At 70.0% G+C, this 14,108-nt stretch carries 13 protein-coding genes and 2 tRNA genes; 9 read left to right on the top strand and 6 right to left on the bottom strand.

Annotation, left to right across the window (positions count from 1 at the left end; genetic code table 11):
* Positions 1–75: 75 nt before the first annotated feature.
* From P8A20_RS12130 to P8A20_RS12120, 3 genes are all read left to right on the top strand, one after another.
* Positions 76–537, top strand: coding sequence for a molybdenum cofactor biosynthesis protein MoaE (locus tag P8A20_RS12130; protein ID WP_147959409.1), 462 nt, complete (start codon positions 76–78; stop codon positions 535–537).
* 127 nt (positions 538–664) lie between these two features.
* Positions 665–835: a hypothetical protein gene (locus P8A20_RS12125; RefSeq protein WP_014048224.1), complete on the top strand. Its 171-nt coding sequence runs from the start codon at positions 665–667 to the stop codon at positions 833–835.
* A gap of 176 nt (positions 836–1,011) precedes the next feature.
* The gene (locus tag P8A20_RS12120) at positions 1,012–2,121 is read left to right on the top strand and encodes a YlbL family protein (RefSeq protein ID WP_147959410.1); all 1,110 of its coding nucleotides are present in this window, start codon (positions 1,012–1,014) and stop codon (positions 2,119–2,121) included.
* A gap of 41 nt (positions 2,122–2,162) precedes the next feature.
* Here the strand turns inward: P8A20_RS12120 and P8A20_RS12115 are convergent, their stop codons facing one another.
* A complete protein-coding gene (locus P8A20_RS12115; RefSeq protein WP_261988649.1) occupies positions 2,163–2,732 on the bottom strand; it encodes a PPA1309 family protein in 570 nt (189 codons plus the stop codon).
* A 126-nt stretch (positions 2,733–2,858) separates the two neighbouring features.
* Between P8A20_RS12115 and P8A20_RS12110 the strand changes: the two genes are divergently transcribed.
* The 4 genes from P8A20_RS12110 (at position 2,859) to P8A20_RS12095 (ending at position 8,382) form a co-directional block, all read left to right on the top strand.
* Positions 2,859–5,783 (top strand): UPF0182 family membrane protein, encoded by a 2,925-nt coding sequence (locus P8A20_RS12110; protein WP_147960435.1) that lies wholly within the window; start codon positions 2,859–2,861, stop codon positions 5,781–5,783.
* 42 nt (positions 5,784–5,825) lie between these two features.
* Positions 5,826–5,899 (top strand) — tRNA-Met (locus P8A20_RS12105).
* A gap of 211 nt (positions 5,900–6,110) precedes the next feature.
* Positions 6,111–8,189, top strand: coding sequence for a tetratricopeptide repeat protein (locus P8A20_RS12100; protein WP_147959412.1), 2,079 nt, complete (start codon positions 6,111–6,113; stop codon positions 8,187–8,189).
* Between the two features lie 119 nt (positions 8,190–8,308).
* A tRNA-Met gene (locus tag P8A20_RS12095) sits at positions 8,309–8,382 on the top strand.
* A gap of 96 nt (positions 8,383–8,478) precedes the next feature.
* Here P8A20_RS12095 and P8A20_RS12090 read toward each other — a convergent pair.
* Positions 8,479–8,898 (bottom strand): Fur family transcriptional regulator, encoded by a 420-nt coding sequence (locus P8A20_RS12090; RefSeq protein ID WP_147959413.1) that lies wholly within the window; start codon positions 8,896–8,898, stop codon positions 8,479–8,481.
* Between the two features lie 157 nt (positions 8,899–9,055).
* Between P8A20_RS12090 and P8A20_RS12085 the strand changes: the two genes are divergently transcribed.
* Positions 9,056–10,528: a catalase gene (locus P8A20_RS12085; protein ID WP_147959414.1), complete on the top strand. Its 1,473-nt coding sequence runs from the start codon at positions 9,056–9,058 to the stop codon at positions 10,526–10,528.
* 93 nt (positions 10,529–10,621) lie between these two features.
* Here the strand turns inward: P8A20_RS12085 and P8A20_RS12080 are convergent, their stop codons facing one another.
* Together P8A20_RS12080 and hisN are read right to left on the bottom strand one after the other, a co-directional pair.
* Entirely contained in the window at positions 10,622–11,023 is a 402-nt protein-coding gene (locus P8A20_RS12080; protein WP_147959415.1) for a CBS domain-containing protein, read from the bottom strand.
* A 127-nt stretch (positions 11,024–11,150) separates the two neighbouring features.
* The gene (gene hisN, locus P8A20_RS12075) at positions 11,151–11,951 is read right to left on the bottom strand and encodes a histidinol-phosphatase (protein WP_147959416.1); all 801 of its coding nucleotides are present in this window, start codon (positions 11,949–11,951) and stop codon (positions 11,151–11,153) included.
* 154 nt (positions 11,952–12,105) lie between these two features.
* On the opposite strand from hisN, the gene P8A20_RS12070 reads away from it, so the two are divergent.
* Entirely contained in the window at positions 12,106–12,720 is a 615-nt protein-coding gene (locus P8A20_RS12070; protein ID WP_306103500.1) for a TetR/AcrR family transcriptional regulator, read from the top strand.
* On the opposite strand, the gene P8A20_RS12065 is transcribed toward P8A20_RS12070, so the two are convergent.
* Together P8A20_RS12065 and rsgA are read right to left on the bottom strand one after the other, a co-directional pair.
* The gene (locus tag P8A20_RS12065; protein ID WP_014154170.1) at positions 12,650–12,973 is read right to left on the bottom strand and encodes a DMT family transporter; all 324 of its coding nucleotides are present in this window, start codon (positions 12,971–12,973) and stop codon (positions 12,650–12,652) included. The two genes, P8A20_RS12070 and P8A20_RS12065, sit on opposite strands and share 71 nt — an antisense overlap.
* A 118-nt stretch (positions 12,974–13,091) precedes the next feature.
* Entirely contained in the window at positions 13,092–14,108 is a 1,017-nt protein-coding gene (gene rsgA / locus P8A20_RS12060; protein WP_147959417.1) for a ribosome small subunit-dependent GTPase A, read from the bottom strand.

Raw genomic sequence — 14,108 nt, 5'->3', positions numbered from 1 at the left:
GCTCCAAGAGGGCGGGTGCGGTGCCGGTCGAAAACGCTATTCCGGGATGTCGGTGCCGTGCGGCACCATGGCCCCATGGCACGCACCCACGACCACCCCGGCGAGCAGGCGGCCCAGGACCCCATCCGGCTCCTGGACATCCGTGACACACCGCTCTCCGTCGACGAGATCTTCCGCGCGGTCGGGGACGACGCCGCGGGAGGCATGGCGCTCTTCGTCGGCACCGTGCGCAATCACGACGACGGTCAGGACGTCGGGTCCCTCGGCTATTCGTGCCATCCTTCGGCCGCCGACGAGCTCCGCCGGGTGGCCGAAAAGGTGGTGGCCGAGTTCCCGGTGCGGGCGCTGGCCGCCGTCCACCGGGTGGGTGAACTGGGTGTCGGCGATCTGGCGGTGGTCGTCGCCGTTTCCTGCGCCCATCGGGGTGAGGCCTTCGATGCATGCCGCAAGCTCATCGACGACCTCAAGCACGAGGTCCCGATCTGGAAGCACCAGCGTTTCTCCGACGGTACGGAGGAGTGGGTCGGCGCCTGCTGAGCGCAAACCGTCCCGGGGCGCATCAGCCCCGATTTGCGTAACCGCACCCCTGCCGTGAGCGTTGGTGCTGCAGCTGGTTAATCTTCTGATCGTCAGTTGCGGTCGCTCATGGGGTAGGGAGGTCGTGATGGCAGCACTCGCTTGGCTGTTGATTCCGCTCATAGCCGCTCTCGGCGCGGCGATATGGGGAGGGTGGGCAGCCCGTAATCGAACGACCGGCGATGTCACCGAACTCGCCGGGTACGCCAGGTTCCGTGAAGCGATGGAGAAATCGCATTCCGGTTCCGAGGCGGTCTGAGACTCCGCGACCGTACGCAGTCGCCAATTCCGCACCGCACCCGCTTCCCGCCGCGCAGCCGGCGCCGCGAGCGAATCCCCGGTGCCCCCGGCCTCGCCCGGACCTCCTTCGGCCGTCCGCCTCGTACGGACCGGCCCCGACGGTGCACTGACAGGCCGTTCCCGTACTGTCGTTCCATGCCACGCCGCACCGCGACGATGCTCGCCTCCACGCTCATCCTGATCGCGCTGCTCTGCGCAGGCGTGCTGATCCGCGTGCCGTACTCGGAGATGTCCCCCGGCCCGACCGTGAACACGCTCGGCGACGCACGCGGTGAGCCGGTGCTGCACATCAGCGGGCACAAGACCTACCCGACGTCCGGGAACCTCAACATGACGACAGTCCGTGTCACCGGCGCGGACTACGACATGAACATCGTCGAGGCCGTCTACGGCTGGCTGGCCCACGACAGCGTCGTCGTGCCCCACGACACCCTCTATCCGGACGGCAAGACGGAGGAGGAGTCGACACAGGAGAACGCCGAGGAGTTCAGCCAGTCCCAGGAGAGCGCCAAGGTCGCCGCCCTGGAGGAGCTGAAGATCCCCGTCACCTCCCGTGTCGTGGTCTCCACGGTCGTCAAGGACAGCGCCGCCGAGGGCGTGCTGCACGCCGGCGACGTGATCAAGGCCGTCGACGGCACGGCGGTCGAGCAGCCGGAGGACGTCGCGAAGCTCGTCACGAAGCACGAGCCCGGCGAGGACGTCGTGTTCACGGTCATCCCCGCCAAGGCGGCGGCCGCCGCCGAGAAGGCGGGCAAGGAGCCCAAGGGCTCCCACGACGTCACCCTCACCACGCGCAAGGCGCCGAAGGACCCCGCGAACCCCTCGGCGGAGGACCGGGCGATCGTGGGGATCCAGGCGGGGACGGACCACACGTTCCCGTTCGAGATCGACATCAAGCTCGCCGACGTCGGCGGACCGAGCGCCGGGCTGATGTTCTCGCTGGGCATCATCGACAAGCTGACGCCCGGAAAGCTGACGGGCGGCAAGTTCATCGCGGGCACCGGCACCATCGACGACGACGGCAAGGTCGGCCCCATCGGCGGGATCAACATGAAGCTGGTCGGCGCGCGGGAAGCGGGCGCCCGGTACTTCCTGACCCCGGACGACAACTGCTCCGCCGCCGCGTCCGACACCCCGAACGGCCTCACCCTGGTGCGGGTGAAGACCCTCGACGACGCCACGAAGTCACTGGAGAAGATCCGCGCGGGGGACACGGCCGGCCTGCCGAGCTGCTCGACGGACTGAGGCGCCGGCCCCGCCCCGAGGGGGCAGGGCCCGGCCCGGGCTCAGGACTCGAAGGTCGCCGCGAGTGCCTCGGCCAGCCCCGGGACCAGTCCCGCACCGGTCAGGACCTCGGTGGGGGAGTCCTTCTCGCGCAGTCGCACGGCGGAGTCCCGTGCGCCGTCCCGCAGCACCGCCACGGTCATCCGCACCTCCTGGCGGTCGGGGTGCTCGCCGACCCACTTGGTCAGCTGGGCGTCGGTCAGACCGTCCGGCACGGACGCCTCCGCGGAGGGCGGCAGCATCATCCGTTCCACGGTCATGGCACAGCCGACCACGGCGTCGGGCCAGGCGATCGTGGCGAGGAACTCGTCCAGCGCGGTGCCGGCGGGGAGCTCCTCCTGCTCCACGGGGGTCAGGGCGGCGGTCGGGGAAGCGGCGTCGTCGAGGCCGAGCTGGGCGGCGAGGCCCGGCTCGTGGGCCCGCAGCCGGGCGGTGTCGACCAGGGCGAACAGCCTGGCCGGCTGGTCCCAGCCGAGACCTGCGGCATAGGCGTCGATTTCGAGGACGGCGACGGTCAGTGGGCTCGCGGCCATCGGGGGGCCTGAGGGGGAAACGTTGGGCATGCCCAACATCCTGCCTCCTTCTGCCCCGGGAACGGGAACTAGGTAAAGCCTCAGTAAGTTGCATAGGTGGGCTCTACGATCGCGGGGCCTGCTCCAAACGACCGGAACTTCGAGGTGCGCACGTTGGCTTTCCAGATGCCGGACCGCGGCGGAGGCCCGACCGGGCCACGGATCAGAGTCGGCCGCCCGTCCCGGCGCGTCCGTACCCTGCTCATGACATTGGGAGTCCTGGCGGTCCTCGCCATGGCCTTCGTCATGTTCGCCGGGTTCTGGACGGACTGGCTCTGGTACAGGTCGGTAGCGTTTTCGTCCGTCTTCACCACCACCCTGTGGACCAAGATCGGGCTGTTCCTCGTCTTCGGACTGCTGATGGCCGTGGCCGTCGGCGTGAACATCTGGCTCGCGCACCGGCTCCGGCCGCCGCTGAGCGCGATGTCGCTGGAACAGCAGAGCCTGGACCGCTACCGGATGAGCGTCGCCCCGTACAAGAAGTGGGTGCTGCTCGCGGTCACCGCGCTCGTCGGGCTGATCGCCGGCGCCTCCGCGTCGGGCCAGTGGCGTACGTGGCTGATGTATGTCAACGGCGTGCCGTTCGGGCAGAAGGACCCCCAGTTCAAGCTGGACGTCTCCTTCTACGCCTTCGACCTGCCGTGGTACCGCTTCATGCTCGGGTTCGGCTTCGCCGCCGTGGTGCTGTCGCTGATCGCGGCGGCGCTGACCCACTACCTCTACGGCGGGCTGCGGATCACGAGCCCCGGTGCGCGCGCCACGGGCGCGGCCACCGGTCACCTCTCCGTGCTGCTCGGCATCTTCGTCTCGCTGAAGGCCGTGGCCTACTGGCTCGACCGATACGGCCTGGCCGTGAAGTCCAGTGACTTCAAGGCCACGGACAACTGGACGGGCCTGCGGTACGTCGACGCCAACGCCTATCTCCCGGCGAAGACCATCCTGTTCTGCATCGCCGTGATCTGCGCGGTGCTGTTCTTCGCGACCCTCTGGCGGCGCACCTGGCAGCTGCCGGTCATCGGCTTCGGCCTGATGGTCCTGTCGGCGATCCTGATCGGCGGCCTCTACCCGGCGATCGTCCAGAAGTTCCAGGTCCAGCCGAACGAGCAGGCCAAGGAAGCCGCGTTCATCCAGAAGAACATCGACGCGACACGGGACGCCTACGACATCGACGACGCCGAGGTCGACGACTACGAGGGCACCAGCACGACGGACGACGGCACGAAGCTGAGGGCGAACGCGGACGCCGCCGCCAGCTACCGCGTGATGGACCCGAACGTCGTCTCGCCGGCGTTCCAGCAGATCCAGCAGAAGAGGAACTACTACCAGTTCCCCAAGACCCTGGACGTCGACCGCTACAAGGGTGAGGACGGCAAGGAGCAGGACACCGTCATCGGCCTGCGCGAGCTGAACCTCCAGGGGCTTCCCAAGCGGAACTGGATCAACGACCACTTCACGTACACCCACGGCTACGGCGCGATCGCGGCCCGGGGCACCACGACGGGCACCAACCCGGCGGGCTCCCCGGACTTCACCGAGTCGGGCCTGCCCACCACCGGTGACCTGGGCAAGTACGAGCAGCGGATCTACTACGGCGAGAAGACCGAGCAGTACTCCATCGTCGGCGGGCCCCAGAAGGAGCTCGACTACGAGGAGGACGGCGAGAAGACCACCAGCTACAAGGGCGACAGCGGCGTCAGCCTCTCCAACGCCTTCAACAGGGCCGCCTACGCCGTGTCCTTCAGCGAGCCGCAGATCCTGTACTCCGGAGCCATCGGCGACGGTTCGCGGATCCTCTACAACCGCACGCCCAAGGAGCGGGTCGAGGCGGTCGCGCCCTGGCTGACCATCGACGGTGACGCCTATCCGGCGGTCGTCGACGGCCGGATCCAGTGGATCGTCGACGCGTACACCACGACCAACGGCTACCCGTACGCCTCGCGGACGACGCTCGGTGACACCACTGCCGACTCGCTGACCACCAACCAGCGTGCGGTCGTGGCCCAGCAGAACCAGGTCAACTACATCCGCAACTCGGTGAAGGCCACCGTCGACGCCTACGACGGCAAGGTCAAGCTCTACGAGTGGGACACCAAGGACCCGGTGCTCAAGACCTGGCGCAAGGCGTTCCCCGGCACGGTGGAGCCCCGGGCGGACATCCCGCAGGAGCTCATGGACCACCTGCGGTACCCGCAGGACCTGTTCAAGGTCCAGCGGGAGCTGCTGACGCGGTACCACGTCCAGAACCCGGCGCAGTTCTACAGCGGCAGTGACGCCTGGCAGGTGCCGGACGACCCGACGAACAAGGAACCCGGGTCCGTCCCGCCGTACTACCTGAGCATGAAGATGCCGGGCCAGGACAGCCAGAAGTTCTCGCTGACCACGACCTTCACACCGAAGGGACGTCCCAACCTCGGGGCGTTCATGGCGGTGGACGCGGACGCGGCCAGCAAGGACTACGGCACGATCAGACTGCTGAGAGTCACCAGTACGGTCAAGGGACCGGGCCAGGTGCAGAGTGAGCTCAACGGCAACGACGACGTCGCCGAGTTCGTGAGAAACCTCAAGGGCACGGACTCGGACATCGAGTACGGCAACCTGCTGACCGTGCCGCTCGACGGGGGCTTCCTCTACATCGAGCCGGTCTACACGCGCGGTGGCACGCAGAACTATCCGCTGCTGCGCAAGGTGGCCGCCTCGTACGGGTCGAAGATCGTCTTCGAGAACAGTCTCGGGGAGGCGCTCAACGCCGTCTTCGGGGTCGACGGCTCCGACACGACGACGCCGCCGACGGAGCCGGACGAGCCACCGGGTGACACCACGGAGCCGCCGGCCACCGGGGACGCCGCTCTGAAGAAGGCGATCGCGGACGCCCAGAAGGCGTACACGGCAGGCGAGGCGGCCCTCAAGGAGCAGGACTGGGAGGCCTACGGCAAGGCCCAGGCCGACCTGCAGAAGGCACTGGAGCGGGCCGCTGCGGCTCAGCCGAAGTCGGGCGGCACCTCGGGCGCCGAAGACACCGAGAAGCCGGCAGGCGACGACCAGGGCAGCTGAGAAAGGTCCACCCCGCGTCGTGGTACGGTTTGAACACAACGGCGCGGGGTGGAGCAGCTCGGTAGCTCGCTGGGCTCATAACCCAGAGGTCGCAGGTTCAAATCCTGTCCCCGCTACTGAAAGGTGAAGGCCCGGATCCTATGGGATCCGGGCCTTTGTCATGTCGCGAGACATATTTCAAGTTGTCGGAGTGAAGTGCGGTTCGCGGGGCACGAGTTGGTGCCAACCGTGTTTCACTTGTCTCTCTGTGGGCATGTCGACAAAACGCTGAAGTGACCTTACTGGCCGCGGTATTCCAGGTGTACGCGGGTTGCGGGTGGTGCGACGATGGTATTTATGGGGGACAGGGCAACTCTGTTGGAGACAGGGCGGTTTGTGCAGCGAAGCGGCCGGATGGCGGAAAACGTGGCGGATGCGGCATTTGTCGCCGCCCTGGCCGGGACCGCTGACATCACCGACGGCGCCCATGAGGCCGCCGTCCTCGCCGTGCGGACCGCTGACACGACCGGTGCCGTCGTCGTCGCCGACAGGACGCGCACCGAGGGCGCCGGGCGAGCCGGGAGCGGCGCCGCCGACGGCACGGACACCACCGACACCGCGGACCACGCCGACGAGACCGAGGCGCGGCACCGGCGGGCCGCCGAGGCCGGTGACACGGCCTCGATGAGCGTGCTGGGTGCTCTCCTGCTGCGCCGCGGAGACCTGGACGGTGCGGAGACCTACCTGCGTGCGGCCACCGCCGAGGGTGACCGGGCCGCGGCCAACAACCTCGGAGTGCTCCTCCACCAGAGGGGCTACGCGGACGAGGCGGCAGGCTGGTGGCGTATCGCGGCCGTCGCCGGCTCCGCCGCGGCCGCTCATGCCCTCGGGCGCCACTTCCGGGAGCGCGGCGACGAGCCCGGTGCCGAGTACTGGCTGCGCCAGTCCGCCGAGCAGGGCCACGCGCTGGGCGCGTACGCGCTGGCCGATCTGCTGGAGCACCGTGGTGACGCCGGTGCCGAGCGCTGGCTGCGCGCCGCCGCCGAACAGGGGCACCGGGAAGCCGCGTACCGCCTGGCGCGGACGATCGAGCGCAACGCGGTCGGCGACGCGCACGACGCCTTCGGCCTGGGCCGCGTCGTGGTCGAGGGCCGCCGGGTGCTGGACGCGGGTGCCCCGGTGAAGCGGGACAGCCCGGTCGCCGGCCCCGAGGCGGGCCGGGTCGGCGAGGCCGAGCAGTGGTACCGCCAGTCCGCCGCGCGAGGTCACCGTCGTGCGGCCCTGCACCTCGGCGCCATTCTGGAACAGCGCGGCGAGCTGAAGGAGGCCGGCCGCTGGTACCTCACCGCCGCCAAGGACGGTGAGCCCCGGGCGGCCTGTGCCCTCGGGTTTCTGCTGCGCGACGCGGGCGACGAGGAGAGCGCCGCCGTGTGGTGGCTGCGCGCGGCCCAGGACGGCGACGGCAACGCCGCCAACGCCCTGGGCGCACTGCACGCGGCCAGGGGTGAGCAGCAGACCGCCGAGCGCTGGTACCGCGCCGCGATGGATGCCGGTGACGTCAACGGCGCGTACAACCTCGGCCTGCTGTGCGCCGCCCAGGACCGGATCCCGCAGGCCGAGCAGTGGTACCGCCGGGCGGCCTACGCCGGACACCGTGAGGCGGCGAACGCGCTGGCCGTGCTGCTTCTCCAGGCCGGTGACGCGACCGGGGCCGAGCCTTGGTTCTCCAAGGCGGCGGAGGCGGGCAGTGTGGACGCGGCCTTCAATCTCGGCATCCTGCACGCCGGACGGGACGAGGACCGCGCGGCGCTCGGCTGGTACCAGCGGGCCGCGGCGGCCGGGCACACCGATGCCGCGCTCCAGGTCGGCATGGCCCTGCTGCGGGACGGCGACGAGCGCGAGGCCGAGCGTCATCTGCGCTGCGCCGCCGGCGGAGGCAGCGCCGAGGCGGCCTTCCGGCTGGCAGGCGTCCTGGATCTCCGGCAGCCGGCACCCGGCCCTCCCGCGCTGGGTGAGGCGATGCCGGAGAAGACCGAGTGCGAGGAGTGGTACGAGAGGGCGGCGGAACAGGGGCACCGCCGGGCCCAGGTCAGGGCCGGGATGCTCGCGGCGGCACGCGGGGACATGGTGAGCGCCGCGCGCTGGTACCGCGAGGCCGCCGAGTCCGGCAGCCGCAACGGGGCCTTCAACCTCGGTCTGCTGCTGGCACGTGAGGGCAGTGAGCGCGAGGCGGCCCTGTGGTGGAGCCGCGCCGCCAACGACGGCCACGGCCGGGCGGCCCTGCGGCTCGCGCTGCTCGCCGCCCGACGGGGTGAGCTCACCGAGGGGCAGCGCTGGTGCGCCCGGGCGGTCGAGCTTGGCCCTGCCGAGGTGAGCGAGCGCGCCGCGCGGCTGCTGGAGGCACTGCACCAGGAACTCACCGCATGACGGTGGACCTCCGGTTGCCGACGCGACGGCGAACCGGAGGTTTCCCGGCGCCCTGCGGCTGTCCGGGCAATGAATTTGCTCCTGCCGGTGAAGGTGCCGTACTGTTGCACTCACAACGACGCGGGGTGGAGCAGCTCGGTAGCTCGCTGGGCTCATAACCCAGAGGTCGCAGGTTCAAATCCTGTCCCCGCTACTGAAGACAGAGGCCCGGATCCTTTCGAGGATCCGGGCCTCTGTCGTATGCCCGCGCAAAGAACGGCCGGAGCCCACGCGCGCGGCGCGGGCCCTCTCAGGCCGTGGCGGCACAGTTGGGGCAGATCCCGCGATAGGTCACCTCGACGTCCGAGACGGTGAAGCCGAAGCGCTCGTCGTCCGGCAGGTCGGCCATCGGGTTGCCCGCCGGGTGCACGTCCCGGATCGCCCCGCAGCGCCCGCACACCAGGTGGTGATGCGGGCGGTGGGCGTTCGGGTCGTACCGCTTCGCCCGGCGGTCCGTGGAGACCTCGATGACCTCCCCGAGGGACACCATCTCGCCCAGCGTGTTGTACACGGTGGCGCGGGAGATCTCGGGGAGCCGTTCGACGGCCCGCGCGTGGACCTCGTCCGCCGTCAGGTGCACATGGTCCCCCTCGAGAACCTCGGCCACCACGCGCCGCTGTGCCGTCATGCGCCAGCCGCGTCCACGAAGTCGTTCCAGGAGGTCGCTCATGGGGCCCAGCCTAACAGTGGGAAGGCCGAGTCCCGAGTAGGTGTGACTTTAGATGTCTGATTGACTTGGACTTAGTCCATTGTAGGATCGACAATGAACTGGCCAAGGACAGGCTGCGGCCGAGAACAGACCGCGCGCGGAAAGACGCTGCGCGAGCATGACGCAGGAGGCGCGCGTGACTCAGGGACCGCTCACCACGGAGGCCGGCGCTCCGGTCGCCGACAACCAGAACAGCGAGACCGCCGGCCCCGGTGGGCCGGTTCTCGTCCAGGACCAGGCGCTTCTCGAGAAGCTCGCCCACTTCAACCGCGAGCGCATCCCGGAGCGTGTCGTCCACGCCCGTGGTGCCGGCGCCTACGGCACCTTCACGCTGACCCGGGACGTGTCGCGGTGGACGCGGGCGAAGTTCCTCTCGGAGGTCGGCAAGGAGACCGAGACCTTCCTGCGCTTCTCCACCGTCGCGGGCAACCTCGGCTCCGCCGACGCGGCCAGGGACCCCCGTGGCTGGGCGCTGAAGTTCTACACCGAAGAGGGCAACTACGACCTCGTCGGCAACAACACCCCGGTGTTCTTCATCAGGGACGCCATCAAGTTCCCCGACTTCATCCACACCCAGAAGCGCGACCCGTACACCGGCTCGCAGGAGGCGGACAACGTCTGGGACTTCTGGGGACTCTCCCCCGAGTCCACGCACCAGGTGACCTGGCTCTTCGGTGACCGCGGAATCCCGGCGTCCTACCGCCACATGAACGGGTACGGCTCGCACACCTTCCAGTGGAACAACGAGGCCGGCGAGGTCTTCTGGGTCAAGTACCACTTCAAGACCGACCAGGGCATCAAGAACCTCACCACCGAGGAGGCCGTCCGCCTCTCGGGTGTCGACCCCGACAGCCACCAGCGCGACCTGCGCGAGTCCATCGAGCGGGGCGAGTTCCCCAGCTGGACCGTGCAGGTGCAGATCATGCCGGCGGCCGAGGCCGCGGAGTACCGCTTCAACCCGTTCGACCTCACGAAGGTGTGGCCGCACGAGGACTACCCGCCGGTCGAGATCGGCAGGCTGGAGCTCAACCGCAACCCGGAGAACGTCTTCGCGGAGGTCGAGCAGTCGATCTTCAGCCCGGCGCACTTCGTCCCCGGTGTCGGCCCGTCCCCGGACAAGATGCTCCAGGGCCGCCTCTTCGCGTACGGCGACGCCCACCGCTACCGCGTCGGCATCAATGCCGACCACCTGCCGGTGAACCGTCCGCACGCCACCGAGGCGCGTACCAACAGCCGTGACGGCCATCTGTACGACGGCCGTCACAAGGGTGCCAAGAACTACGAGCCGAACAGCTTCGGTGGCCCGGTCCAGACGGACCGGCCGCTCTGGGAGCCCCTCCCCGTCACCGGCGGCACGGGCAACCACGAGGCGCCGCTGCACGCCGAGGACGACGACTTCGTGCAGGCCGGCAATCTCTACCGGCTGCTGTCCGAGGACGAGAAGGCCAGGCTGATCGACAACCTCGCCGGGTTCATCTCCAAGGTCTCGCGCGACGACATCGCCGAGCGTGCGGTCGGCAACTTCCGTCAGGCCGACGGAGACTTCGGCAAGCGGCTGGAGGCCGCGGTCCAGGCCCTTCGCGGCCGGTAGCCCTTGCCGTCGGCGGTGGGCCGGACTCCCCGGGTCGTCCGGGGGTCCGGCCCGCTGCCGTATGCGGGAACCGAAGGCGTCCCGGCGCGGACGTCACAGGGCCATGCCCGCCGCCTGCCTCCTGGCCGGTGCCCAGCACCTGATGATGTCGCGCACGGACACGACGCCGACCGGGCCGTCGCCGTCCAGCACGATCAGATGACGGAAACCGCCGTGCGTCATGGCTGCCGCCGCTTCCTCCAGGGTCCAGTCCGGAGAGGCGAAGACCACGTCCGTGGTGGTGTGGGTGGACGCGGTCTCGGCATCGGGATCAAGCCCCGCCCCCACCGCGTCGAGGATGTCGCGCTCGGTGAGGATGCCGAGGCCGCAGGTGTCCGGGTCGTGGACGACGGCCGCTCCGATGCGCCGGGCCGACATCAGCCGGGCCGCCTGGCGGAGCGTGTGGGCCGGGCCGATGGTGAGGACCAGGGTGCTCATGGCGTCGCGGACGAGCATGTCGGGAGCCACCTCCTTGAGGGAGTGACCTGTGAAGCGGCCTTCGTGAGGCAATTCACAAGTTCACAAGTGGGGGGACTCCCAGAGTCGCACCACCGATGGGGCCCGACAAGGGGCGTACGCCTACCTAGTAGCGCTGGTTGAGATAGCCCAGCAGTTCGTCGTGCAGCAGTCCGTTGGACGCCGCCGCGTTGCCGCCGCCCGGGCCGGACACCCCGTCCAGGCTGGTGAACCGCCCGCCGGCCTCCTGGACGACGATCGCGGTCGCCGCCATGTCCCACAGGGAGAGCTCCGGCTCCGCGCAGATGTCCACCGAGCCCTCGGCGACCATCATGTACGGCCAGAAGTCGCCGTATCCGCGGGTGCGCCAGCAGGCCCGAGTCAGATCCATGAAGCCGTCGAGCCGGCCCTGCTCCTCCCAGCCGGTCATCGAGGCGTAGGCGAACGAGGAGTCCGCGATCCGCTCGACCTTCGACACCTGCAGACGCGTCGCGGACGTCAGACTGCGGCCGGAGAACGCGCCGGCACCCTTGGCCGCCCACCAGCGACGGTTCAGCGCGGGGGCGGACACCACACCGACCACCGGCTGGAAGCCGTCCTCGCCCGCCTCCATCAGCGAGATCAGCGTCGCCCAGACGGGGACACCGCGTACGTAGTTCTTGGTTCCGTCGATCGGGTCGACGACCCAGCGCCGCGGGCCGGTGCCCTCGATGCCGTACTCCTCGCCCAGGATCGCGTCGCGCGGGCGCGCCCGGTGCAGGTGACCACGGATCAGCTCCTCCGCGTGTTTGTCGGCCTCGCTCACCGGGGTCATGTCCGGCTTGGTCTCGACCTTGAGGTCCAGAGCCTTGAACCGGTCCATCGTCGCCGCGTCGGCGGCGTCCGCCAGTACGTGGGCCAGGCGCAGATCATCGTGGTAGTCGGGCATGCCGTCACAGTATCCACAGCCACCCGGCCGGGCTACACGGGCCCGCGCGGCGCGGCCCTCCGCACGCGCCCACCCGCGGTCCCTGCGCGGACCCTTGACAGGGTCCCCGGGCGCCCCAACTCTGATGCGCAGGTCCCCGGCGTGGGAGGCGACGATGCCATCGGCGCGAGAAGCACTGCTGGACTCCGCGTACTCGGCGCTCTCCACGCTGCCTTGGACGGCCGTACGCATGGTCGACGTGGCGGCCGGTGCCGGGGTCTCCAGGCAGACCCTCTACAACGAGTTCGGCAGCAAGGGCGGACTGGCACACGCACTGGTCCGGCGTGCCGCCGGCCGGTATCTCGCCGGGGTCGAACGGACGCTCGGCGCCCACCGGGCCGAGGGCGGAGGCCCGGCGGAGCTCGCCCGCTGGACGGTCCGGGCGGCCCACGGAGACGTCCTGGTCAAGGCGCTGCTCACCGGCGTCTGGGGGGACCACCTGCCCGGGCCGGGCACTCCTGCCGTCGGGCGGCACGGCGAACCCGCACCGCCGACGCCCAACGAGATGCTCACCCTCGTCCGGGACCGGGCCGTGGCCGTCCTGGGGACAGGGCCTCCGCCGGGCGACTCCGCGCGGCTGGAGCTGATCTGCGAGATCGCGCTCAGGCTCGCCCTCTCCTACACGCTGGTGCCGGCGGACTCCGGGCCGGCGCCGGGGTTCACTGCGCCGAACCGGACAGCTGCAGACCGATCACACCGACGATCACCAGCGAGATCGACACCAGCTTGAGCGTGGAGACCACGTCGTCGAGGAAGACCATGCCGTAGATCGCCGTGCCCGCCGCCCCGATGCCCGTCCACACCGCGTAGGCCGGGCCGACGTCGAGCTTCTTGAGTGCGAGCGTGAGCAGACCGAAGCTGCCCAGGGCGAACGCGCAGAACGCGACCGTCGGCCAGAGGCGGGTGAAACCGTGCGAGAGCTTCAGACACACGGCGAAGCCGGTCTCGAGCAGTCCGGCGACCACGACCAGCAACCACGCCATCGTCAGGTGCCTCCCACGTAGGTGACGTTCGTCCCGCTTGCCCGATTATGCCCTTACCGGTCGTGGGAGCCCGCAAACGTGCGCGGGGCGGCCCGGCCTGCCGCCGCCGGGCCGTGTCTCAGTCGCCCTCGCGCCGCTCCCGCGTCGCCAGCAGCCGCCTCAGCGAGTCGAGGCGTGCCGGATCCGCGTGGCCCTCGGCGACCCACGCGTCCAGCGCGCACTCCGGCTCCTGGCCGTCGTGGGTGCAGCCGCGCGGACAGTCCTCCGTGCCCGGCTGGAGATCGGGGAAGGCGTTGATGACCCGTGAGGGGTCGACGTGGTGCAGCCCGAACGACCGTACGCCCGGGGTGTCGACGACCCAGCCGCGGCCGTCCGGCAGCGGCAGGGCGAGCGCCGACGTCGTGGTGTGCCGGCCGCGCCCCGTGACGGCGTTGACCACCCCGGTCGTCCGCCGCCGGTCCTTCGGCACCAGTGCGTTGACCAGCGTCGTCTTGCCGACCCCGGAGTGTCCGACGAAGGCGGTGACCCGGTCGTTCAGCAACTCGCGCACACGGTCGGCGGCGTCCCCGTTCTCCAGCTCCTCGCGGCTGGTCACGACGTAGGGGACGCCGAGCGGGGTGTAGGCCTCCAGGAGCTTGTCCGCCGAGGCCAGATCCGACTTGGTCAGCACCAGGAGCGGGCTGAGCCCGCCGTCGTACGCCGCCACCAGGCAGCGGTCGATCATGCGCGGGCGGGGCTCGGGATCGGCGAGCGCGGTGACGATGGCCAGCTGGTCGGCGTTGGCGACGACCACCCGCTCGAAGGGGTCGTCGTCGTCCGCCGTGCGGCGGAGCACCGATGTGCGCGTACCGATCCGCACGATGCGGGCCAGGGTGTCCTTGTCGCCGGAGAGATCACCGACCAGGGATACCCGGTCTCCCACCACGGCGGCCTTGCGGCCGAGCTCGCGGGCCTTCATCGCCGTCACCGTGCGGTCCTCGACGAGGCAGGTCAGCCTGCCCCGGTCGACGGTGAGGACCATGCCGTCCTGGGCGTCCTCGTGCTTGGGACGGGTGTGGGTGCGGGGCCGGTTGCCCTTGGGGTTGGGGCGGACGCGGATGTCGTCCTCGTCGGGGTTCTTCCCGTAGCGGCGCAT

It is taken from the genome of Streptomyces sp. Alt3 (genome assembly GCF_030719215.1).
Lineage (GTDB): Bacteria > Actinomycetota > Actinomycetes > Streptomycetales > Streptomycetaceae > Streptomyces > Streptomyces glycanivorans.
This window is presented reverse-complemented; position numbering and strand designations above follow the sequence as displayed.

Excerpts from the sequence above, each read along its gene's own strand:
- P8A20_RS12130 (WP_147959409.1), top strand. The coding sequence starts at position 76 with ATGGCACGCACCCACGACCACCCCGGCGAGCAGGCGGCCCAGGACCCC.
- P8A20_RS12125 (WP_014048224.1), top strand. The coding sequence starts at position 665 with ATGGCAGCACTCGCTTGGCTGTTGATTCCGCTCATAGCCGCTCTCGGC.
- P8A20_RS12120 (WP_147959410.1), top strand. The coding sequence starts at position 1,012 with ATGCCACGCCGCACCGCGACGATGCTCGCCTCCACGCTCATCCTGATC.
- P8A20_RS12115 (WP_261988649.1), bottom strand. The coding sequence starts at position 2,732 with ATGTTGGGCATGCCCAACGTTTCCCCCTCAGGCCCCCCGATGGCCGCG.
- P8A20_RS12110 (WP_147960435.1), top strand. The coding sequence starts at position 2,859 with ATGCCGGACCGCGGCGGAGGCCCGACCGGGCCACGGATCAGAGTCGGC.
- P8A20_RS12100 (WP_147959412.1), top strand. The coding sequence starts at position 6,111 with ATGGTATTTATGGGGGACAGGGCAACTCTGTTGGAGACAGGGCGGTTT.
- P8A20_RS12090 (WP_147959413.1), bottom strand. The coding sequence starts at position 8,898 with ATGAGCGACCTCCTGGAACGACTTCGTGGACGCGGCTGGCGCATGACG.
- P8A20_RS12085 (WP_147959414.1), top strand. The coding sequence starts at position 9,056 with ATGACGCAGGAGGCGCGCGTGACTCAGGGACCGCTCACCACGGAGGCC.
- P8A20_RS12080 (WP_147959415.1), bottom strand. The coding sequence starts at position 11,023 with ATGCTCGTCCGCGACGCCATGAGCACCCTGGTCCTCACCATCGGCCCG.
- hisN (WP_147959416.1), bottom strand. The coding sequence starts at position 11,951 with ATGCCCGACTACCACGATGATCTGCGCCTGGCCCACGTACTGGCGGAC.
- P8A20_RS12070 (WP_306103500.1), top strand. The coding sequence starts at position 12,106 with ATGCCATCGGCGCGAGAAGCACTGCTGGACTCCGCGTACTCGGCGCTC.
- P8A20_RS12065 (WP_014154170.1), bottom strand. The coding sequence starts at position 12,973 with ATGGCGTGGTTGCTGGTCGTGGTCGCCGGACTGCTCGAGACCGGCTTC.
- rsgA (WP_147959417.1), bottom strand. The coding sequence starts at position 14,108 with ATGCGCCGCTACGGGAAGAACCCCGACGAGGACGACATCCGCGTCCGC.